We start from the raw sequence: 22,013 nt of genomic DNA, 5'->3' as shown, positions 1-22,013 counted from the left end.
TTTGATCTACATCTCTGTAACGTAAAATATAAAAGGAATTAGCTATCGAATCTGTGGGTTATTTCGACTATATCTTATCTCTGGTGGTGTATATCGTAGTCAGAACACTGTAAAGGGAGCATATAGATGAGCATGTCCGACGATAGCCAAAACGCATCAACTGCCGGTAAGTGTCCTTTTCATCAGGGCGGTCACGACCAGAGCGCGGGAGCAGGAACGAACAACCGCGACTGGTGGCCAAATCAACTGCGCGTTGATCTTTTAAACCAACATTCCAACCGTTCTAACCCGCTGGGTGAGGACTTCGACTACCGCAAAGAGTTTAGCAAACTCGACTACTCTGCCCTGAAAGGGGATCTCAGAGCCCTTCTGTCCGAATCTCAACCGTGGTGGCCCGCTGACTGGGGAACCTATGCTGGATTGTTTATCCGCATGGCATGGCACGGTGCAGGGACCTATCGCTCCATCGATGGACGCGGTGGCGCGGGTCGCGGACAGCAGCGTTTTGCACCACTGAACTCCTGGCCGGACAACGTCAGCCTGGATAAAGCGCGTCGTCTGCTGTGGCCAATCAAGCAGAAATATGGCCAGAAAATTTCCTGGGCCGACCTGTTTATCCTCGCGGGTAACGTGGCGCTGGAAAACTCCGGCTTCCGCACCTTCGGCTTTGGTGCTGGTCGTGAAGATGTCTGGGAACCGGATCTCGACGTAAACTGGGGTGATGAAAAAGCCTGGCTGACTCACCGTCACCCGGAAGAACTGGCCAAAGCGCCGTTGGGCGCAACCGAAATGGGCCTTATCTATGTGAACCCGGAAGGGCCGGACCATAGCGGCGAACCGCTTTCAGCGGCAGCAGCTATTCGCGCGACCTTCGGTAATATGGGTATGAACGACGAAGAAACCGTGGCGCTGATTGGCGGTGGTCATACGTTGGGCAAAACCCACGGCGCTGCACCGGCTTCGCACGTAGGCGCCGATCCTGAATCCGCACCGATTGAAGCACAGGGCCTGGGCTGGGCGAGCAGCTACGGCAGCGGCGCGGGCGCGGATGCCATTACATCCGGTCTGGAAGTGGTCTGGACGCAGACGCCAACCCAATGGAGCAACTATTTCTTCGAGAACCTGTTCAAATACGAGTGGGTACAAACCCGCAGTCCGGCAGGCGCTATTCAGTTTGAAGCGGTTGACGCACCGGAGATTATCCCCGATCCGTTTGATCCGTCGAAAAAACGCAAGCCAACAATGCTGGTTACCGACCTGACGCTGCGTTTCGATCCTGAGTTCGAGAAAATCTCCCGCCGTTTCCTGAACGATCCACAGGCGTTCAACGAAGCGTTTGCCCGTGCGTGGTTTAAACTGACGCACCGTGATATGGGGCCGAAAGCGCGTTACATCGGGCCGGAAGTGCCAAAAGAAGATCTGATTTGGCAAGACCCGCTGCCGCATGCGTTCTTCAACCCAAGCGAAGAAGATATCCTGAAGCTGAAAGCGACCATTGCCGCTTCCGGGCTGTCCGTGGGCGAACTGGTATCGGTAGCGTGGGCGTCGGCATCGACTTTCCGCGGTGGGGATAAACGTGGCGGCGCTAACGGTGCGCGTCTGGCGCTGGATCCACAGCGAGGCTGGGATGTGAATGCCACCGCAGCACGCGTTCTGCCTGTGCTGGAAGGGATTTATAAGTCTGCCCATACCGCCTCGTTGGCCGATATTATCGTGCTGGCCGGGGTTGTTGGTATCGAGCAGGCGGCTAGCGCTGCGGGCGTCAGCATTAAGGTACCTTTTGCGCCGGGCCGCGTGGATGCGCGCCAGGATCAAACGGATATTGAGATGTTTGAACTGCTTGAGCCAATCGCCGATGGCTTCCGTAACTACCGCGCCCGTCCTGACGTATCGACCACCGAGTCGCTGCTGATCGATAAAGCACAGCAGCTGACGCTAACCGCACCGGAAATGACCGTGCTGGTGGGAGGTATGCGCGTACTGGGCACCAACTTTGATGGTAGCCAGCACGGTGTCTTTACCGATCGTCCAGGCGTACTCAGCACTGACTTCTTCGTCAATCTGCTGGATATGCGCCATGAGTGGAAGGCGGTTGATGAGTCACAAGAACTGTTTGAAGGTCGTGACCGTCTGAGCGGCGAAGTAAAATACACCGCAACCCGCGCCGATCTGGTATTTGGTTCTAACTCTGTACTGCGCGCAGTGGCTGAAGTTTATGCCTGCAGCGATGCCCACGAGAAGTTCGTGAGAGATTTCGTGGCCGCATGGGTGAAAGTGATGAACCTGGATCGTTTCGACCTGCTGTAAGTCAATAAATCAGCGACTGCCAAAGGCAGTCGCTGATTTTGTCATTTATCCCTTGATGATGTAGAGCGGGGTCTGTCCCGCAATGACGTTACCGTCTGGCATCCTGAATTCTATCTCCGTAAAATCTTCAATATTGCTGCATACCACCGGGCTTAACATTGAGCGGACGCTGGCATTCAGGAAATCGAGATCCATTTCCAGTATCGGTTGGCCTGCGACAACATCACTCCCTTCTTCTACCAGACGACAGAATCCCTGCCCGTTAAGCGCAACAGTATCTAGCCCCATATGGACGATGATCTCCGCGCCCGTGTTCGTTGTCAGGCAGAACGCATGGTTAGTGTTAAAGATTTTTACGATAGTGCCTGCTGCGGGTGAAACAACCGTGCTGCCTGTCGGGAGTATAGCAACACCATCCCCAACAGCTTTACTGGCGAAGGCTTCATCCGGCACGTGTTCCAGCATGACGACCTTACCGCTTACCGGAGCGACCAGTTCAGTGATGACGGCAGTATGCTTTGTCATCTGTGGTTTAACCGAAGTGGGAGCGGCGGCAACGGCTCTGGCTGCTTCTACATAGCCTATAGTTTTCATCGCGTTGGCGATTTTTTCTGCGACGAATCCGACGATGATTTGCACGCTGGTTTGGTTCAGACGGATAACCCCCGTAGCACCCAATCGTTTTGCCAGGGCGTCATTGACTAGTGAGGAATCGTTGACACTCAGCCGTAGGCGAGTGATACAGGCGTCAATGCCGGTCAGGTTTTCTGAGCCACCAATAGCCGCGATGTACTGACGCGCCAGTTCACTCACATTTTGATCTTTAGGGCTACTGATATTGGTGTCCTGACCATCGGCACAACTCCCGGCAACGGCCAGCTCGCGCCCAGGGGTGAGCAGATCAAATTTGATGATGGTGAAACGAAACATCAGATAGTAGATAACGAAAAATACCAGTCCCAAAGGTATGAGAAAATACCATTGCACGGCGAGCGGATTACGTGAAGAAAGCACCATGTCTACCAGGCCAGCGCTGAAGCCAAAACCGGCAATCCAGTGCAGGCTGGCCGCGACAAAAACGGCAATCCCTGATAGCAACGCGTGAATGACGTACAGCATCGGCGCGACAAACATGAAGGAAAATTCCAGCGGCTCAGTGATGCCTGTGAAAAATGAGGCGAACGCGCCAGCCATCATGATCCCCATGACTTTTGCTTTGTTCTCAGGACGTGCGCATTGATAAATCGCCAGCGCAGCGCCCGGCAGACCAAACATCATGATCGGAAAGAAACCCGCCTGATAACGCCCCGTGATGCCGACAATGCCTTTTCCCGTTTCAATTGATTGTGCGCCGCCGAGAAAATTGGGGATATCGTTAATCCCGGCAACATCAAACCAAAACACAGAATTTAGTGCATGGTGCAAGCCCACAGGAATCAGCAATCGATTAAAGAATGCGTAGATCCCCGCACCAACTGAACCGAGCTTTTGAATATGTTCGCCAAAACCCACCAGGCCGCTGAAAACGACAGGCCAGATAAACATCATGATAAAAGCGACAATAATCATCACGAAAGAGGTGATGATGGGGACGAGACGGCGTCCGCTGAAGAACGAAAGAGCTTTTGGCAGTTCGACGCTGCCAAAGCGGTTATACAGTTCAGCAGAGATGACGCCAACCATGATGCCAATAAACTGGTTTTTAATCTTAGCAAAGGCCGCTGGCACCTGCTCCAGTGGGATTTGCTGGATCATCGCCACGGCGGCGGGTGAACAGAGGGTCGTTAATACAAGAAAGCCGACAAACCCCGCCAGCGCCGCAGCACCATCTTTATCTTTTGACATTCCATACGCCACACCGACAGCAAACAGCACTCCCATATTGTCGATGATAGCGGAGCCAGATTGAATAAATAAGGCGGCCAGCGCGTTGGCACTTCCCCAACCCGTTGGATCGATCCAGTATCCGATACCCATTAAAATAGCGGCCGCTGGTAACGTTGCTACTGGCACCATTAATGCACGGCCCACTTTTTGCAAATAACCCAAAATATTCATGGCATTCCCTATAAGCAGATAGAAATCATCAGATCAGAAATATATATTCTGAATGGTTAATAATGTTTGCGATGGGAGGTAAATGTGGCGGGTGTATAGTTATTATTTTGTGCGTTATTTTTAAGTGAATATAAATGCGATTAATGTGGTTTGTATCTCATTTTATTAAAATAATAAATTAGCTTCCTTTATAAAATATAAATAAAATTTGGCGGTCGTTATTTAACAACCGCTGAATAGAAATAGGTAAATATAATACCAATTAATTAATTGACCAGGTGATTTCTCCTTTACAGAAAGTGGTATTGACCTGGTAATTATCTTCCAGTACGACAATATCGGCGTCGTATCCGCGCTGTAATTTCCCTTTACGATCGTCTATTCCGAGAAGGCGAGCGGGATTAATTGTGCAGGATTTTAACGCAGAGCTAAAGGGAACCATCGCCCTCTCGACCATATTATACAGGCCGCGATTCAATTGAAGTGTGCTCCCGACCAGTACGCCGTTTTCTCGCCGTGTGGCACCGTCTTCACCAAGAATCATCGGCTCTCCGCCAAACATGTAGCGGCCAGGTGCTTCACCTTTGGCTTTCATTGAGTCGCTGATCATAATGATATAGTCATCATTTTTGGCATGGAATAAATGTGCCGCTGAAACCAGGCTGACAAAAATACCATCGGCAATCAATTCGCCATACAGCCCATCCAGTTGCCAGGCGGCCCCCAATAAACCTGGCTCGCGGTTAACATATTTCGCCATCCCGTTGTAAACGTGGGTGACGCTGCTTGCGCCGTTGCCCGTGGCTTCCAGTGCCTGTTCAAAGGAAGCATCGGAATGCCCCATACTGACGATGATGTTCTTCTCTTTGCAGTAGCGGGTTAGAGTGTGGCCCGGGTCCATCTCCGGTGCCAGAGTGACAGCGATAATTTGCCCCTCTGCTGCCTGTTCGTAAGCGGCGAAATCGGTAAGGCTGGCCTGACGAATGGCCTTTTCGGGCTGTGCGCCACGATACAGAGGATTCAGGAAAGGCCCTTCAAGATGAATACCGAGGATCTCCGCGCCAGCCGATGGGTGGTGCATAACATGAGCAATATTGCGTAGTGCTGCAAGCAGAATTGGGTGATCGTCAGTGACCGTTGTTGGGCAAAAAGCTGTGACGCCTTCCTGCGGTAAATGCGAGAGCCAGCGGCGCAGGCCAGCGGCGTCATCTTCGTTTGTGTCGTAGTTCCATCCGCCATGTGCGTGCATATCAATAAAGCCAGGAACAATTCGACGCAGACCAAAATCATAATCGGCGTCGGCGATTAGTCCGACGTTAATATCAATAATTTTTCCGTTCGCAACGGTAATGTGCGCTGGAAAAAAACTCCCGTAAAGCCATACCCGTTCACTCTGAATAATCATACGCGCCTCCGGAAAATTAAATATGAAGCTGTGATGCCGCCTCGCGATCGCAAATTACCGTCACATTTGGGTGCATTAACAGAAACGACGCTGGAAATTGCGGGTCAATGCGGGTGCAGTCGTGAAGCTGTTTAATCACTGAGGATTTTGATTTGCCGTTAGCAATCAGGACTATCTCTTTGCTTCTCAGAATGGTTCCCATGCCGAGTGTAATCGCCTGCTGCGGCACGTCCTCCTGTCGTGCAAAGAATCGGGCGTTGGCTTCGATAGTATCCACGTTGAGATTAATGACATGACATACTGGGCTATGAGTAGCATGCGGCTCGTTAAAACCGATATGGCCGTCGTGACCGATGCCGAGGATGGTCATATCAAAGTCGCCGTGATCAACGATAGTTTGCTCATAGCGGGCGCATTCTGCGGTTAAATTGGCGGCCAGAACATCGGGAACAAAAGTATTTTCGGCGGGGATATTTGCGTACTGATAAAGGTGTTGTTGCAGGAAATAGTAATAACTTTGTGGGTCTGTGTTACGTAGCGGAATATATTCATCGATATTGAAGGCGAATGTTTTTGTAAAGTCAGCGTCACCATTTTTCGCCATGCGACTCATTTCTGCCAGCATGCCTACTGGCGTTCCACCCGTTGGAATAGCCATAACCAGGTCGGGTTTATTTATCAATGCCGCGGCAACGCGTTTTGCCGCCAGCATGCTCATTTCTGTATAGGTTTCGGTAATAATAAAATTAAGCATGTTCGTCCTTTAACCGCCAATGGTGGCCCTCAGGCCAATCTCTTCGGCATATTGTTTAATTTGTTCCGTCATCTCGTGTTGGCAAGCGGGAATGTCTTTTAATAAATAAGGAATGCCTAGTTTTTGATATTTACCGATGCCATAAATGTGATACTCGAGAATATCGACCTGCTGCACCGCGCTACCGAGTGTGCGGATAAAATCGAGGCGTTTACGGATATCGGCTGGATCATCATTACGTGTTGGTACGATCACCATGCGTGCCAGGATCGGCTTGCCCATTGCCGCGATCGCTTTGGCATTCTCCAGGATCAACCGGTTATCAACACCTGTACAACTGAGATGGGTTTCTGCATCAAAGACTTTAAAATCGTAGGAAACAAGATCGACGGCTTCAACCAGAGGGCGGAGTTTTTCCCAGCGAATATAACCGGCGGTATCCAGGCAGACATGTATCCCTTCCGCCTTCAACAGCAGGGCGGTTTCCCTGACAAACTCAGCCTGAAGCGCCGGCTCACCGCCGGAAAAGGTGACGCCGCCGTGGCTTTCATCGTAAAACGCTTTGTCGCGCAGCAGCAGGTCTGCCAGTTGGTGAGATGTCATCTCTTGGCCGACTTTCTCGTAGCCGTCATAGGGGCACATGTCGACGATATCCAGCAGATTGGTGCACTTTTTCCGGTCGATATTCACCCCGTTGCCGGGTTGTGCGAGGGTAATCGCGCTGTTTGCCGCCGCTTGTACGCAGGTCCCGCACTGGCGGCAGCGCTCTTTAAACCAGAAAACGTTGAAACCAGGCCTGATGGTTTCCGGATTCGCACACCACTGACAGCGTAAATTACACTGCTGCATAAAGACGGTGCTGCGTATTCCAGGGCCATCCTTGGTGGAATAATGCTGAATGCGGGAGATCAGGCCTGTTCTCATATTAACGTTCTCCTCACCATGCCAGTTCTGTACGGGCGATAATCGCGTCCTGCGCTTCCGGCATCAGCGTCGAAAACAAAGCGCAATAACCCGCCACGCGCACCATTAGGTTCGGATAATCTTCCGGGTGCGCTTTCGCTGCTCGCAGAATATTTGAATCGATGATGTTGAACTGGTTGTGGAAGATATTCTTCATCCGGCTGGCTTCCATGAAATGGGTAAATTTCTCCAGGTTATCGTCGCCTTCCAGTGCGCTCGGCGTGAATTTCATGTTCAGCAACTGGCCACCGGCGATTTTCTGGTTTGGCAGCTTCGCCACGGAGTTGATCACCGCCGTTGGCCCTTCTTTATCCGCGCCGAGGCACGGTGATGCACCTTCGTTTAATGGCAGAGTCGCCAGGCGACCATCTGGCGTTGCGCCAACGTCAAAGCCGTTCGGGACGTAGGAGGTGATGTTGGACGTGGACATGGTGTAACCGCAGCCTTTCGGTCCTTTGCCGTAGCGATCGGTTTTGTACTTCGGCAGCAGCTTCAGATAGGACTCGAACACGTCGGCGACAATGTAATCAACGTAGTCGATATCGTTGCCAAACTTCGGCGCGTTGCGGCATAGCTTGCGTACGCGTGCGCCTTCAATGCCTTCAAAGTTGCTGTCCATGGCATCACGCAGTTGCTTGAGTGTTAGCACCTGGTCATCAAAGACCAACTTCTTCACCGCAGCGAGGCTGTCACCAACTACCGAAGGCCCGATATTGGAGGAACTGACAAAGTCGTACTCTGCGCCGCCGTTTTTCAGCGTTTTACCGCGCTCCAGAGAGCAGTTAATGGTCGCGGAAGCGAAAGCGTCGGCATCGTGATGTTTCAGTGCACGATCGCACACCAGATCGCAGTCCACCGCCAGGTCGGAGTAGAACTCCAGCAACTGATTCCACGCAGCCCACACTTCATCATAAGACGCATAGTTAATTTCGCGGCCTTCTTTGCCGTTCACTTTTACCAGCTGCACGCCGGTCGCCGGGCAGCAGCCGTTGTTCATCACCAGTTCAAGAATTTTGCCGAAGTTAACGTAGGTCATACCGGTAGCGCGGTGGCCCCAACGGCCAGGAATAGCGGTTTCCACGCAGCCCATTGAGGCATATTCACGGGCGACCTCTTCCGTCAGACCAAGCGTCATCATTGCAGGGATCACCACTTCATCACAGAAAATGGACGGCATGCCAAAGCCCTTGCGGATCAGTTTTGCCGAATCCTGCATCAGTGAATGTGGGGTATCTTTAGAGAAACGTACGCTTAAGTTTGGTTCTGGCAGGCCGGTTAACGCCATCGCTTCCAGCGATAAATAAGAGAGATCGTTGGTGCCGTCAGTGCCGTCCGGCTTCATGCCTCCGACCATCAGGTTGGAATAAAGTGGGTAACCGCCGCTATACTGAGTGTGGCCCCACGGGCGTACTTTGTTGAGGCTGTTGGTCATGATGAAGAAGTGGGTCAGGATCTCCAGCGCCTTCTCTTTACTGATTTTTCCTGAGTGAATATCCGCTTCGTAGAACGACCAGACGTACTGGTCAAAACGGCCAAAGGAGAACGAGTGGCCGTTGCTTTCGATCATCATCAGTAAATGGGTTAGATAGACTGTTTCTACCGCTTCCCAAAAGCTCTGCGCTTTGCCTTCCATCAAGTGGGCGAACATATCGCTCATTGCCAGCAACTCGTCGCGACGTTTAGTATCGCTGGTTTTTGCCGCCTCTTCTTTGGCCAGCAAAGAGAAGCGTTTGCAGTAGTTCAGGGCGGCGTCCATGGTGATGATGACGGCCTGGTAGAAATCGGTCTGTTCTTCGGTCAGGTGTTGATCTTCTGCCAGATGTTGTTTGGCGATATCGCGCATGCCGCCGTAACCGACTTCGAGTACGAAATCATGGTTTGGAATGATGTGACCATCACCGGACATGCTGATACCACCACGGTGCAATACGCCCTGCTTTTCCGCCAGGCGGTTAATTTGCGGTAGGTTGGTTAATACTTCATCCTGATGGGTTTTACCCTGCCAGTAGTCTTGCAATACACGCAGACGTGCTTTGGTTTCTTCACATACCTGGAAGCTGTCGCCGGACCGCTTGTCAAATTCGTCGAGTTCATCAATCACCCAGTTGAAAGAGAACTCCGGAAATACTGGCGCAGCGAAGTTGGCGCTGGCCTGGTTGCCGACGATCAACATATCCGGCTCAATGTAAATGGTCATGTTTGCCAGAATGTCGGCCAGCGCCAACGCCCGGCGAATAACGATCGGTTTGCCTTCTGAACGTTTAAACGATTCGGTAATGATTTCTGCGCGTTCCGGGCATAACGTCGCGGTACGGTGGAACATCTGATCCTGCTTTTTCGCAATCCTGGCAAAATCGCAATCGTTGTTGGTGGGTTTAAAACTGAGTAATCCGTTCATAAAGACCTCAATGTGGGAAGGGGTTTTCGTATTCCACGCCTGAGGTGTTCGATTGTCAATCTGCTTATGATCTATTTTGTTCCTTTGATCACATAAAAATATAAAAAGAACATTTAAAGAGGACAGAAACGCACAGAAAGATGTGCGTTTAAGAGGGGGGGAACTCAGGAAGGGGTATCAGCTAACAGTAGCTGAACATGTCCGTTAAGTTGTGCGGTAAGGGTATCGGGTACACCGCTTTGACTGATGATGTAGTTAAAATCAGCAATACGACCATGCCCGGCAAGAAATGTCTGCCCAAACTTGCTTTTATCTGCCAGCAGAATTTTTTGTCGTCCGGCGCGTAGCAAAGCTTGTTTGACGTGAGCATCCGGCAGTTTGGGAACGGTGAGCTCGCCAGCTTCGTTGATGCCCTGGGTGCTGAGGAAGACCTTATCGGCATGAATATTATTGAAAAAATTAGACGTGCAGGATGAAATCATCCCCTGCGTATCATCTTCATATTCGCCAGGCGCAACAATCAGTTTTATCCCCCGCCTTCCTTTAAGCAGGTTAACCACTGGAATAGAGTTGGTGATCACCATGATTTTTTTATCAAACAGGAATTGTGCAAAGGCCAGCAGCGTGGTGCCGCAATCTATAATAATCGTGTCGCCGTCTTCGACCAGTTCGGCGGCTTTCTGGCCTATCAGATGCTTATCATCGACCATTTGCACGGATTTTAGCTGGAAGCTGGGCTCTACGCTGGCACCGCTGGTCAGGTAAGCGCCGCCGTAGGTTGTTTTGACAATCCCTTGTTTTTCAAAGAAGGAGAGGTCGCGGCGAATGGTCATCTTGGTGACGCCAAATTTTTCTGCGAGTTCGTTAACGACGACTTTCTTGTCCTGCTGCAGAATGGCGTAAATGCTCATTCTTCTGTCTGATGATTGCATAGTCACGCTTCGTTTGAAGGAAAAGCGCACTATAAAACACACATCTCATGCTGGCAACATGCGATGAAAAGAACATAAAAGAACATAGCGGCAGGAACAAAACTGCCGGATGGCAACGCTAAAACATCTTACTCATCCGGCAAACAGCTTTTATTCCCACTCTTGCAGGTAACGTTGACCGTACTGGTCAGCCACAAGCAGGGCGGCATACACCTGGTCCGGCGTTGCGCCGCCAGGCATGTTGTGGATGGTTTCGCCTTCGGCACAGGCTGCCTCAGCCACAATGCGCATTTTCGCCTGAATATCCTGTTTGATATCCAGTTGCGCCAGGGTAATCGGCAAGCCAACGGAATGGCACAGCGCGGCAACGGTTTCAATTTCATCGACCGGCGCGTTTTCCAGCACCAACTGCGTCAGCGTACCGAAAGCCACTTTCTCGCCGTGGTAATAATGATGTGCATCCGGGATTGCGGTCAGACCGTTATGAATGGCGTGAGCCGCTGCCAGACCACCGCTTTCAAAACCGACGCCACTCAGATAGGTGTTGGCTTCAATAATGCGCTCCAGTGCTGGTGTAACCACGTGCTGCTCTGCAGCCAGCATCGCTTTTTCACCTTCTTCGATCAGCGTATTAAAGCACAGCTCTGCCAGCGCCAGCGCCGCCTGAGTACACTGACCGCCCGCCATGGTGGTTGCGCCGCTGCGTGAACAGGCACGCGCTTCGAACCAGGTCGCCAGCGCATCGCCAATACCCGCAGCTAACAGACGCGCCGGTGCGCCCGCGACAATTTTGGTATCAACAATGACCCTGTCCGGGTTATTAGGCAGCAGCAGATAGCGATCGAATTCACCGGCATCGGTGTAAATGACGGACAGCGCGCTGCACGGCGCATCGGTAGAGGCGATGGTTGGCGCAATGGCGACAGGCACGCCCATAAAGTGCGCCAGCGCTTTGGCGGTATCCAGCGTTTTACCGCCACCAATACCAAGTACTGCCGCACACTGCGCTTTTTCCGCTACGACGCGCAGACGGTCGATTTCGTTTTGTGAACATTCGCCGCCAAACGGTGCAATTTCCAGCGCCAGTCCGGCATCCTGGAAGCTTTTTTCCAGTGCCCCCTGGGCAAAGCCTAAGACAAACTTGTCTCCAACGACCAGCCAGCGCTCTGCCAGTGGTTTGAGGTAGCTGCCAAGACGGGTAATAACATCGGCACCCTGGATGTACTTACCAGGTGATTGAATAATGCGATCCATACTTTATTTCCCTCACAGGTTGATGTGACCAAATGCGTTGTTCCAGTCCTGCTCAAACTTCTCTATTGCTGACTCTACCGCAGGGGTATTGAGCATTTGTTGCGCTACGTCTAATGGCAGGGTGATTGCTTCACATCCTGCCAGCAAGCAATCCAGCGCCTGACGTGGAGTTTTAAAGCTGGCCGCCAGTACCATGCTGTTCGGTGCATGCAGTTCCAGCAATGTTTGCAGTTCCTGTACTGTGCGAATCCCGTCGCCGCCCTGCGCGTCGATACGGTTAACGTAAGGCGCGATATATTTCGCTCCTGCCAGCGCAGCCAGTAGCCCCTGAGAAGCACTGTAAACGGCGGTTCCCAGCGTGGTGATACCCTCTTTTTTCAGCATCTTGATCGCGGCCAGACCTTCGGATGTCACCGGGATTTTCACTACCAGACCGGGCACCGCATTGCTCAGGCGTTTAGCTTCTTCCACCATGCCCTGCGCATCCCGGCTCATGGTCTGGGCAAACAGAATGCCCTCTTTGCCAATGGCGTTCTGCAGGCGTGGCAGCACATCCCAGATGGATTCTTTGCTTGCTGCCACAATGCTTGGGTTGGTGGTGACGCCCGCGATAGGGAAGATGCGGGCCAGACGTTCGACTTCCGCGACGTTGGCGGTATCAAGATAAAGTTCCATACAAAAACACCCTCTACGTTTTCCGTTAGCTGCCCGTTGCCGGGTTGCTTTGCTATGCACAGGATAAGAGTGTTTCGTCACGCGGTGCTATCTGACAAATCTGTCAAAAGCTGGATAAATGTAATATGTCTATAAAAGTGAGAGATACCTCACATGTAAGTGATATGTGATGGTATATGTTTTTTGATAATACAAAAATCCAGTAAATATTACCTTTGTCTCCGTTTTCTGTCCCAGTATGCGATTATAACTGGTCAGTTTTTTTCTCCGTCAACTGGCTGTGATACTGCCGACGATACTCTGACGGCGAACGTTCAGTATTCTTGCGAAACAGGCGGCAGAAGTAGTTGCTGTCAATAAACCCACAGGTGTGCGCCACGTCTTTGATCTTCAGCTCGTAACCCTTTAACAGCGTTTTTGCGTGTTCCAGTCGCGTGTGGTTCAGGTATTCGTTAAAACCGATAGCGCCCGTTTTTTGAAACAGGTGGGAGAGGTAATTAGGTGAAATGTAAAACGCCTGTGCGACGGATTCACGGGTGAGTGGCGAAGCGTAGCGTTCGTCAATATAGCCGCGAATGGCGTCGAAAAGCGCCTGACTACGTGATGCGGTTTGGATCTGGCTGCCGAGCAGATCGCGACAGTGGCTCAGCAAGCTCGCAACGATTAGCCTGGCCGTTTGCTGCTCCTGCGGCTGCATTTGCATCTCATGGAGCGTTTGCAGCAGAAAAGAGCCAATACGCGGCCCACGCCGAGCGACGTGCTGGTGGGTAAGGTTTTGATATTGCTTGCCGTCCCACTGCACGACGCTGAAACCCAGTTGTTGTTTGCCGAACAGAATGCTGAGTGTCGTGACCGGTGTGACCCACTGCGGAATATTCCAGCCGCCAGCCGGAACAAACAAGACATCGCCGGGGTTAAGCACCTTATCGATGCCAGAATCCGCAAATTCACCTTCCAGCACAATTTCCAGCCGGGGAAAATCGACCTGATACGCCAGTTCCGGCGTTGTGCTATTGGTGCTGGCGAAATAAATCTGCCGCAGCGGCGTGGGGCCGTTAATCAGGCGGGAGAGAAGATGGCTGACGTCGTGATACATGTTAATCCCTTGCAGGCAGCAGACAGGGAAACAGTAACGTTGAAAACAATCGCCCTCAAGTGATTATTGCCGGATGGCGGCTAATGCCATATCCGGCCTACAAGTCTTTGCGAGCTGTAGGCCGGATAAGCGTAGCGCATCCGGCAGACGGTTATTGATTACCGATTTGATCGCCGTAAGGCAGGGAATCGTAATCTATCAGGGCATTTTTCTTGTACGGATTGCCAATCCAGCGGGTTGTCTCTTTGAACTGCGGATTGGTAATGGCGCGAGTTGGATCGAAGCCATCGTAGGTGAAGCCCGCTAAGTCAGACCATGTGTGGATAAGCTCTGAGCTGCTGTATTTACGATTCACATCCTGTGAGAAGTCACGCGGGTGCGCGGCCTGCCATTTTTCCGAAGTCCACAACAGGAACGGCACCGTGTACATATGGCGCGTTGGGTTGTCTTCATTACGACCCTGCGTTTTGTGCGGTGGCGTATCGTAAACCTCTTCGCCATGATCGGAGAAGTACAGCAGGAAGCCGTTCGGATCGGTCGCTTTATAGTCTTTGATCAGGCTGGCAATAATATGATCGTTGTAAACATTCGCGCTGTCGTAATCGTTGTAGGCTTCCAACTCATCGTTACTCAGACCTGCGGGAACATGGTCGATATTATTGTCAAACTTACCCTGGCCATCCGGATAGCGGAATTTGTACTTAATATGCGTACCCAGCAGATGCACGATGATGAACTTTTTCGGTGCCGGGTCGGCCAGTACTTCTTTAAATGGCGCCAGCACGTTGCTGTCATATTCGCGCGCACTTTGCGTACGCTGCTGGTTCATATAGAACTGTTTATCCGTCTGCTTAGAGAACACCGTCAGCATGGTGTTGCGGGCGGTCATCGTCTGCTGATTAGTGATCCAGAAGGTTTTATAACCCGCCTGTTTCATCATGTTCATCAGGGACGGCTGAGTCAGATACAGATCCGGGTTCTTCTCGTTAGCGAAGGTCAGCGCCTGCTGCAGGATTTCAATGGTGTACGGACGGGAAGTCACGACATTATTGAATACGGTGAAGTTAGGATCGGATTTATGCAGCGCATCCAGTTCTGGCGTCGTTTCACGCGGGTAGCCATACAGGCTCATGCGGCCACGTTGCGTTGATTCGCCAATCACCAGCACCAATGTACGCGGTGCGTCACCTGAGCTGTCTTTAAAGTTAGCCAGCGGCGGCAGGGCATTGTTCTCATTCAGCAGGCTATTGAGCGAGGTCAACTGCTGACGATATTGATAATACCCGGAGATGAATTGCCACGGCGCGGCGGGCTCCATACGTGAAGCGAGCCCATCCAACGTTTTTTCAAACGGCTTATGTTTGATAAATGTGTTCACTGTCATCGGATGCAGAATCAATCCGTATAACAGTGCAAACGACACCAGATAGCGCCAGGGTGATGGAATATGTACCGGACGCAGACGTGTCCATAGCAGAATTGCCATTGCTGTATATGCCAGCGCAATTAAGACGATCTTCAGGCTGAAGTATTGACTCAGGTACTCGCTGGCTTCGTTCGCATTGGTTTCAAACATTACGTACAGAACGCTTTGCGAGAACTCTTGCCCGTAAATGACGTAATAGCTCAGAGCTGCCAGCGAGGCCGCCCATAGAATTACGCCAATGACGGCAGCAATAATGCGGATACGGTTTGGAAATAAGAATACCGGGATCAACCACAGCGAGCTGAACAGCAGGGAGTCGCGTAGGCCGGTAGATCCGCTATAGCCGCTAAAATAGATAACGGCCTGAAGTAATGAGGAAAAAAACCAAAAATAGAGGAGCGCCCAACCCAGGGCTTTCCAGCTAAAGGCGGGTTTAGACTGGAGTTGTAAGGATTGCATAATGTGAGCCTGTCTTTAATCGTAGCGCCAAGAGTAGCGACTAAACATTAAGAGGAACTGAAGCATCACGATCTCAGGATCGTGTTTTGCTGTTGTAATATTCACGTAGTGAATATGTTCAGGCGGGAATATATTGAAAATGAAGTGGTTGTAACAGCTGTTTTTACTGTCGCCTTCGTACAATAGCACGAAGGCGACAGCGGGAGGGGGCGTTAGCCTGTATTGCGCATACCGGCTGCAACACCAGCGATAGTCACCATCAGCGCTTGTTCAACGCGTGGATCCGGTTCATGGCCTTGCTCTTCGGCCTGGCGTGAGCGGTGTAACAATTCTGCCTGTAAGACGTTCAGCGGGTCAGTATAAACATTCCTTAACTGAATGGACTCGGCAATCCACGGCAGGTCGGCCATCAAATGTGAGTCGTTGGCAATCGCCAGTACGACATCGATATCTGCTGCCAGGCGTTGGCGTAGCTCTTCACCCAGCGGCCACAGCTCTTTTTTGACCAGGCGCTGATCGTAATACTCTGCCAGCCACAGGTCTGCTTTCGCGAAAACCATTTCCAGCATGCCAAGGCGTGTGGAGAAGAATGGCCAGTCGCGGCACATCGCTTCGAGTTCGCTTTGCTTACCATCTTCAACCACTTTTTGCAGCGCGGTACCAGCACCAAGCCAGGCCGGGAGCATCAGACGGTTCTGCGTCCAGGCAAAGATCCACGGTATAGCACGCAGAGACTCAACGCCGCCGGTCGGACGGCGTTTTGCCGGACGTGAACCGAGCGGCAATTTACCCAGTTCCTGCTCCGGTGTAGCTGAGCGGAAATAAGGGACGAAGTCTTTGTTTTCACGAACATATCCACGGTATAGCTCGCAGGAAATATCGGAAAGCTCATCCATGATATGACGCCAGTTATCCTTCGGTTCTGGCGGTGGTAACAGGTTGGCCTCCAGAATTGCTCCGGTATACAGCGACAGGCTGCTGATGGTCACTTCCGGCAGGCCGTACTTAAAGCGGATCATCTCCCCTTGTTCTGTCACGCGCAGACCGCCTTTCAGGCTGCCTGGTGGTTGAGAGAGCAGCGCCGCATGCGCAGGCGCGCCGCCGCGACCAATGGATCCGCCGCGACCGTGGAACAGCGTCAGTTCGATACCGGCTTTTTCGCAGGTTTTGATCAGCGCGTCCTGAGCCTGGTATTGCGCCCAGGACGCTGCCATCACGCCCGCGTCTTTTGCGGAATCAGAGTAGCCAATCATGACCATCTGTTTGCCCTGAATAAAGCCGCGGTACCAGTCGATATTCAGAAGCTGGGACATGACGTCATCGGCATTGTTGAGGTCGTCCAGCGTTTCAAATAGCGGAGCGACCGGCATAGCAAAACCAATTCCGGCTTCTTTCAGCAGCAGATGCACGGCCAGCACATCCGACGGCGTTTTCGCCATCGAGATAACATAGGCGGCAATGGAGCCATACGGGGCTTCGGCAATGACCTGACAGGTGTCGAGCACTTCACGGGTGTCATTGCTCGGCTCCCAGTTACGCGGCAGGAGCGGACGCTTGGAATTCAGTTCGCGGATCAGGAAAGCCTGTTTATCTGCTTCCGACCAGTTTTCGTAGTCGCCAATGCCCAGATAACGAGTCAGTTCGCCCAAGGCTTCAGTATGACGGGTGCTTTCCTGACGAATATCAATACGCACCAGCGGTACGCCGAAACACTTCACGCGGCGCAGGGTGTCGAGCAATTCGCCATTGGCGATGATGCCCATACCACAGGCCTGTAGAGACTGGTAGCACGCGTAAAGCGGGTCCCAGAGCTGTTCGTTTTGGGTGAGAAGTCCCGCAGGTTTCGGCAATTTCTCGCCTTTCAGACGAGCTTCAAGCCAGGCCTGGGTCGCCATCAGACGTGAACGCAGGGTTTTCATCAGATAGCGGTATGGTTCAGCTGCGCCTTCTTCACCTACCAGCGCCATCAGCTCCGGTGTAGCATCCACCATCGACAGCTCAGAAATCAGAAACTGGATGTCTTTCAGGAACAGGTCTGTCGCTTTCCAGCGGCTGAGCAATAGCACGTGACGGGTGATATCCGCCGTTACGTTCGGGTTGCCGTCACGGTCGCCGCCCATCCAGGAGGTAAATCGAACCGGGACAAAATCAACCGGCAGCTTATATCCAAGATGCTCTTCCAGTTGTTCATTCAGCTCGCGCAGGTAGTTCGGCACACCTTCCCACAGGCTGTTTTCAACAACCGCGAATCCCCATTTGGCTTCATCAACCGGGCTTGGGCGCAGTTTGCGGATTTCATCCGTATGCCAGGACTGAGCAATGAGCTGACGCAGACGGCGCATCAGTTGGTTGCGTTCATAATCGACGAGGTCTTTGTTATCAAGCTGCTTGAGGCAGGCGTTCACTTCACCCATTTTATGGATCAGCGTACGACGAGTGATCTCGGTCGGGTGGGCGGTGAGTACCAGCTCCAGAGAGAGTGATTCTACGGCTTTCTTGATGGTGGCGTCATTGAGGTTGGGCTGCTCTTTCAGTTTACGCAGAGTGCGAGCAATCACTTCCGGGTTGCTGGCTGCTTCGCCTTTTGGCGAAATGCTGTGGTGCTGCTCGGCGGTGTTGGCCAGGTTCAGGAACTGGCTAAATGCGCGGGCAACCGGCAGCAGCTCGTCGTTAGACAGATTTTGCAGTGTGGTGAGCAATTCCTGGCGATTAATTTCATTGCCAGCGCGAGATGATTTGGACAGCTTTCGAATTGTTTCTACGCGATCAAGAATGTTCTCTCCCAACGCATCCTTGATGGTCTCTCCCAGCACTTTGCCGAGCATACTGACATTACTACGCAACGCGGAATATTGTTCGTTCATATTAACCCAGACACCCCATCTATTTTGAATATGTCCTGTATCTTTCGCGCCTGACTATCACGCAAAATCTTGCGGACTTAACTTTTTAGCCGTCTTTTATAAAGCCACGTAAAACACGTGACGTCAATTGCTGCGAAATCGGTTCAGCAAACGAATAAATGCCGTGAATTTACGTTATTTAATTCACATCCAATCAAATAAGCGTTGCTTATGGAAATGTTAAAAAATCGCCCCGCTTAACACTAAAGGATTAGCGGGGTGACAAGCAGTTAATGCCAGCAGAAATGGTGCACAACCTGGGTGATTAATTCGCGGGTTGGCTTAATAAAGCGCGTTTCCAGATACTCATCCGGCTGATGCGCCTGATTAATGGAGCCTGGACCCAATACCAGCGTTGGGCAAAGCGTCTGGATAAACGGCGCTTCGGTGCAATAGTTCACCACTTCAGTCTGTGCGCCCAGCAGTTTCTCAACCACCTCTACCAGTTGATGGTCAGGTGGGCACTCATAGCCGGGAATCGGCGGATGCAGTTCCGATACGGTCAGGCGACCCGGCCAACGTTCGCTGACAGGGGCCAGCGCTTCGTTAAGTAACCCATTGAGATCGTTTAGCGTCATACCCGGTAGCGGGCGAATATCCATATGCAATTCGCAGCAGGCGCAGATTCGGTTGGCGGCGTCACCGCCGTGGATGTGGCCCAAATTTAACGTTGGATACGGGACGGTAAAGGCATCATGGTGATAGCGCGCTTTCAGGTCATCGCGCAGATGCATGATATGGCCGATGGCATCATGCATCAGTTCAATCGCATTAACGCCACGCGCCGGATCGCTTGAATGACCCGACTGTCCCAGAATGCGTATCGCATTAGAGATATGGCCTTTGTGCGCGCGCACCGGTTGCAGGGATGTGGGTTCGCCAATGATCGCGCAGTCCGGGCGCAGAGCGGTAGTTTCAGAGAAGTAGCGAGCTCCCGCCATGCTGGTCTCTTCGTCAGCAGTGGCCAGAATGTACAGGGGTTTTTTCAGTTTCGTGACGTCGACATCACGCAACGCGTCGAGGATAAAGGCGAAGAAGCCTTTCATATCCGCCGTACCCAAACCATACAGCTTATTGTCATGCTCGGTTAGAGTGAACGGATCGCGTGTCCAGCGTCCGTCGTCAAAGGGTACGGTATCGGTATGGCCCGCCAACAACAGGCCGCCAGCGCCCTGTCCAATGCTCGCCAGCATATTGAATTTATTTCGCGTATCGGGAACCGGTTGGACCTCCACATTGAAGCCTAAATCTTTAAACCAGCCCGCCAGCAGAGTGATTAAACCTGCATTGCTTTGATCGAGCGCTTCTTCGGTGGCACTGATCGATGGCGTGGCAATCAGAGCGCGGTAAATCTCGATAAATGGCGGTAAATTGTTTTTCATTGTTGACACACCTCGGGTCATGATAGTATCAATATTCATGCAGTATTTGTGAATAAAAATACATTAACGTTGAGCGTAATAAAACCCACCAAGTGTAAGGTGAGGTGATAAAGGCTTATACCTGGCAACAGAATCTAAGAAGGTGAGCTGCCCCGATGTTGAATACGCTGATTGTGGGCGCCAGTGGCTATGCCGGCGCAGAGCTTGTGACCTATGTAAATCGCCATCCTGATATGACCATAACCGCTTTGACCGTCTCAGCGCAAAGCAATGATGCAGGAAAATTAATCTCCGATTTGCATCCGCAGTTGAAAGGCATTGTCGATTTACCGTTGCAGCCAATGTCAGATATCAGCGAGTTTAGCGCAGGGGTGGATGTTGTGTTCCTCGCAACGGCTCATGAGGTGAGTCATGACCTGGCTCCGCAGTTTTTGCAGGCCGGTTGCGTGGTGTTTGACCTTTCGGGCGCGTTTCGCGTAAACGACGGCACGTTCTATGAAAAATATTATGGCTTTACGCATCAGCATCCTGAGCTGCTGGAGCAGGCCGTTTATGGGCTGGCGGAGTGGAACGCGGACAAACTGAAAGAAGCGAATCTGATTGCTGTGCCAGGTTGTTACCCGACGGCGGCGCAGCTTTCGCTGAAACCGTTGATTGATGCCGGGCTGCTGGATCTCAGCCAGTGGCCGGTAATTAATGCGACCAGCGGCGTGAGCGGTGCGGGGCGTAAAGCGGCTATCTCCAACAGCTTTTGTGAGGTGAGCCTGCAGCCGTATGGCGTGTTTACCCATCGTCATCAGCCGGAAATCGCCACTCATCTGGGGACAGAAGTGATTTTCACCCCGCATCTGGGTAACTTCCCGCGCGGAATTCTGGAAACTATCACTTGCCGCCTTAAGGCGGGCGTAACCCATGCTCAGGTGGCTCAGGCGCTGCAACAGGCGTATGGCGATAAACCGCTGGTGCGTCTGTATGACAAAGGGGTTCCGGCGCTGAAGAATGTGGTTGGATTACCGTTCTGCGATATCGGGTTTGCCGTACAGGGTGAACACCTGATCGTCGTGGCGACGGAAGACAACTTATTGAAAGGCGCGGCGGCACAGGCGATGCAGTGCGCAAATATTCGTTTTGGCTTTGCCCAAACGCAGTCTCTTATTTAGGGTGCAACAATGAATCCATTAATTATCAAGTTGGGCGGCGTTTTACTGGATAGCGAAGAGGCGCTGGAGCGCTTGTTTACCGCACTGGTGAATTATCGTGAGTCGCACCAGCGTCCGCTGGTCATTGTGCATGGTGGCGGCTGCGTGGTCGACGAGCTGATGAAGCAGCTGAATCTGCCGGTGAAAAAGAAAAATGGTCTGCGCGTCACGCCTGCCGATCAAATTGACATTATTACCGGTGCCCTGGCGGGAACGGCGAATAAAACCTTGCTGGCTTGGGCGAAAAAGCATCACATCGCGTCTGTGGGTCTGTATCTTGGCGATGGCGACAGCGTAAAAGTGACGCCGCTCGATAAAGAACTGGGTCATGTTGGACTGGCGCAGCCGGGTTCGCCTAAGCTGATTAACAAGCTGCTGGAAAGCGGTTTTCTGCCGGTAGTGAGCTCTATTGGCGTCACTGATGATGGGCTGCTGATGAACGTGAATGCCGATCAGGCGGCAACGGCGCTGGCGGCAACGCTGGGTGCGGATCTGATCCTGCTCTCTGATGTAAGCGGTATTCTGGATGGCAAAGGCCAGCGTATTGCCGAAATGACTGCAGCGAAAGCGGAACAGCTGATTGAACAGGGCATTATTACCGATGGCATGATCGTGAAGGTGAATGCGGCGCTGGATGCCGCGCGTACGCTGGGTCGTCCGGTGGATATCGCCTCCTGGCGTCATGCAGAGCAACTCCCGGCGCTGTTTAACGGCACGCCAATTGGTACGCGTATTCTGGCTTAACTACTAATGTGCCGGATGGCGGCTTCGCCTTATCCGGCCTACGTGGGTTTTGTAGGCC

General features: G+C 52.1%; 15 protein-coding genes. 3 read left to right on the top strand and 12 right to left on the bottom strand.

Annotated features, from left to right (window positions below):
* The first annotated feature begins 126 nt into the window (after positions 1-126).
* The gene (gene katG / locus SK34_RS22155; RefSeq protein ID WP_048234198.1) at positions 127-2,307 is read left to right on the top strand and encodes a catalase/peroxidase HPI; all 2,181 of its coding nucleotides are present in this window, start codon (positions 127-129) and stop codon (positions 2,305-2,307) included.
* 45 nt (positions 2,308-2,352) lie between these two features.
* Here the strand turns inward: katG and nagE are convergent, their stop codons facing one another.
* The 12 genes from nagE to argE form a co-directional block, all read right to left on the bottom strand.
* Positions 2,353-4,365 (bottom strand): N-acetylglucosamine-specific PTS transporter subunit IIBC, encoded by a 2,013-nt coding sequence (gene nagE / locus SK34_RS22150; protein WP_048234197.1) that lies wholly within the window; start codon positions 4,363-4,365, stop codon positions 2,353-2,355.
* A gap of 262 nt (positions 4,366-4,627) precedes the next feature.
* Entirely contained in the window at positions 4,628-5,770 is a 1,143-nt protein-coding gene (gene nagA, locus SK34_RS22145; protein WP_048234196.1) for an N-acetylglucosamine-6-phosphate deacetylase, read from the bottom strand.
* 16 nt (positions 5,771-5,786) lie between these two features.
* Complete coding sequence (nagB, locus tag SK34_RS22140) at positions 5,787-6,524, bottom strand: glucosamine-6-phosphate deaminase (RefSeq protein ID WP_048234195.1); 738 nt, start codon at positions 6,522-6,524, stop codon at positions 5,787-5,789.
* Between the two features lie 9 nt (positions 6,525-6,533).
* The gene (locus SK34_RS22135; RefSeq protein WP_048234194.1) at positions 6,534-7,448 is read right to left on the bottom strand and encodes a glycyl-radical enzyme activating protein; all 915 of its coding nucleotides are present in this window, start codon (positions 7,446-7,448) and stop codon (positions 6,534-6,536) included.
* A 13-nt stretch (positions 7,449-7,461) separates the two neighbouring features.
* Positions 7,462-9,885 (bottom strand): glycyl radical protein, encoded by a 2,424-nt coding sequence (locus tag SK34_RS22130; protein WP_048234193.1) that lies wholly within the window; start codon positions 9,883-9,885, stop codon positions 7,462-7,464.
* Between the two features lie 164 nt (positions 9,886-10,049).
* Positions 10,050-10,796, bottom strand: coding sequence for a DeoR/GlpR family DNA-binding transcription regulator (locus tag SK34_RS22125; protein ID WP_048234192.1), 747 nt, complete (start codon positions 10,794-10,796; stop codon positions 10,050-10,052).
* 171 nt (positions 10,797-10,967) lie between these two features.
* A complete protein-coding gene (gene gldA, locus SK34_RS22120; protein ID WP_016151281.1) occupies positions 10,968-12,071 on the bottom strand; it encodes a bifunctional L-1,2-propanediol dehydrogenase/glycerol dehydrogenase in 1,104 nt (367 codons plus the stop codon).
* Positions 12,072-12,083: 12 nt separating this feature from the next.
* Positions 12,084-12,746 (bottom strand): fructose-6-phosphate aldolase, encoded by a 663-nt coding sequence (gene fsa, locus SK34_RS22115; RefSeq protein ID WP_016151282.1) that lies wholly within the window; start codon positions 12,744-12,746, stop codon positions 12,084-12,086.
* A 244-nt stretch (positions 12,747-12,990) separates the two neighbouring features.
* Positions 12,991-13,842 (bottom strand): AraC family transcriptional regulator, encoded by an 852-nt coding sequence (locus SK34_RS22110; protein WP_048234191.1) that lies wholly within the window; start codon positions 13,840-13,842, stop codon positions 12,991-12,993.
* 151 nt (positions 13,843-13,993) lie between these two features.
* Complete coding sequence (locus SK34_RS22105) at positions 13,994-15,727, bottom strand: phosphoethanolamine transferase CptA (protein ID WP_048216979.1); 1,734 nt, start codon at positions 15,725-15,727, stop codon at positions 13,994-13,996.
* 212 nt (positions 15,728-15,939) lie between these two features.
* The gene (gene ppc, locus SK34_RS22100) at positions 15,940-18,591 is read right to left on the bottom strand and encodes a phosphoenolpyruvate carboxylase (protein ID WP_003840542.1); all 2,652 of its coding nucleotides are present in this window, start codon (positions 18,589-18,591) and stop codon (positions 15,940-15,942) included.
* A gap of 269 nt (positions 18,592-18,860) precedes the next feature.
* Positions 18,861-20,012, bottom strand: a complete 1,152-nt coding sequence (gene argE, locus SK34_RS22095; protein WP_003028848.1) for an acetylornithine deacetylase — start codon at positions 20,010-20,012, stop codon at positions 18,861-18,863.
* A 155-nt stretch (positions 20,013-20,167) separates the two neighbouring features.
* Here argE and argC point away from each other — a divergent pair, with 155 nt between their 5' ends.
* Complete coding sequence (gene argC, locus SK34_RS22090; protein WP_048234190.1) at positions 20,168-21,172, top strand: N-acetyl-gamma-glutamyl-phosphate reductase; 1,005 nt, start codon at positions 20,168-20,170, stop codon at positions 21,170-21,172.
* Positions 21,173-21,181: 9 nt separating this feature from the next.
* Positions 21,182-21,955, top strand: a complete 774-nt coding sequence (gene argB, locus SK34_RS22085) for an acetylglutamate kinase (RefSeq protein ID WP_048234189.1) — start codon at positions 21,182-21,184, stop codon at positions 21,953-21,955.
* The last annotated feature ends 58 nt before the right edge of the window (positions 21,956-22,013 follow it).

Origin of the sequence: Citrobacter sp. MGH104 (genome assembly GCF_001034485.1) — a bacterium.
GTDB classification, from domain to species: domain Bacteria; phylum Pseudomonadota; class Gammaproteobacteria; order Enterobacterales; family Enterobacteriaceae; genus Citrobacter; species Citrobacter freundii.
This window is presented reverse-complemented; position numbering and strand designations above follow the sequence as displayed.

Coding starts and splice junctions, on each gene's coding strand:
- katG (WP_048234198.1), top strand. CDS start 127: ATGAGCATGTCCGACGATAGCCAAAACGCATCAACTGCCGGTAAGTGT.
- SK34_RS22125 (WP_048234192.1), bottom strand. CDS start 10,796: ATGAGCATTTACGCCATTCTGCAGCAGGACAAGAAAGTCGTCGTTAAC.
- SK34_RS22130 (WP_048234193.1), bottom strand. CDS start 9,885: ATGAACGGATTACTCAGTTTTAAACCCACCAACAACGATTGCGATTTT.
- argC (WP_048234190.1), top strand. CDS start 20,168: ATGTTGAATACGCTGATTGTGGGCGCCAGTGGCTATGCCGGCGCAGAG.
- argE (WP_003028848.1), bottom strand. CDS start 20,012: ATGAAAAACAATTTACCGCCATTTATCGAGATTTACCGCGCTCTGATT.
- fsa (WP_016151282.1), bottom strand. CDS start 12,746: ATGGAACTTTATCTTGATACCGCCAACGTCGCGGAAGTCGAACGTCTG.
- ppc (WP_003840542.1), bottom strand. CDS start 18,591: ATGAACGAACAATATTCCGCGTTGCGTAGTAATGTCAGTATGCTCGGC.
- SK34_RS22105 (WP_048216979.1), bottom strand. CDS start 15,727: ATGCAATCCTTACAACTCCAGTCTAAACCCGCCTTTAGCTGGAAAGCC.
- gldA (WP_016151281.1), bottom strand. CDS start 12,071: ATGGATCGCATTATTCAATCACCTGGTAAGTACATCCAGGGTGCCGAT.
- SK34_RS22135 (WP_048234194.1), bottom strand. CDS start 7,448: ATGAGAACAGGCCTGATCTCCCGCATTCAGCATTATTCCACCAAGGAT.
- argB (WP_048234189.1), top strand. CDS start 21,182: ATGAATCCATTAATTATCAAGTTGGGCGGCGTTTTACTGGATAGCGAA.
- SK34_RS22110 (WP_048234191.1), bottom strand. CDS start 13,842: ATGTATCACGACGTCAGCCATCTTCTCTCCCGCCTGATTAACGGCCCC.
- nagA (WP_048234196.1), bottom strand. CDS start 5,770: ATGATTATTCAGAGTGAACGGGTATGGCTTTACGGGAGTTTTTTTCCA.
- nagB (WP_048234195.1), bottom strand. CDS start 6,524: ATGCTTAATTTTATTATTACCGAAACCTATACAGAAATGAGCATGCTG.
- nagE (WP_048234197.1), bottom strand. CDS start 4,365: ATGAATATTTTGGGTTATTTGCAAAAAGTGGGCCGTGCATTAATGGTG.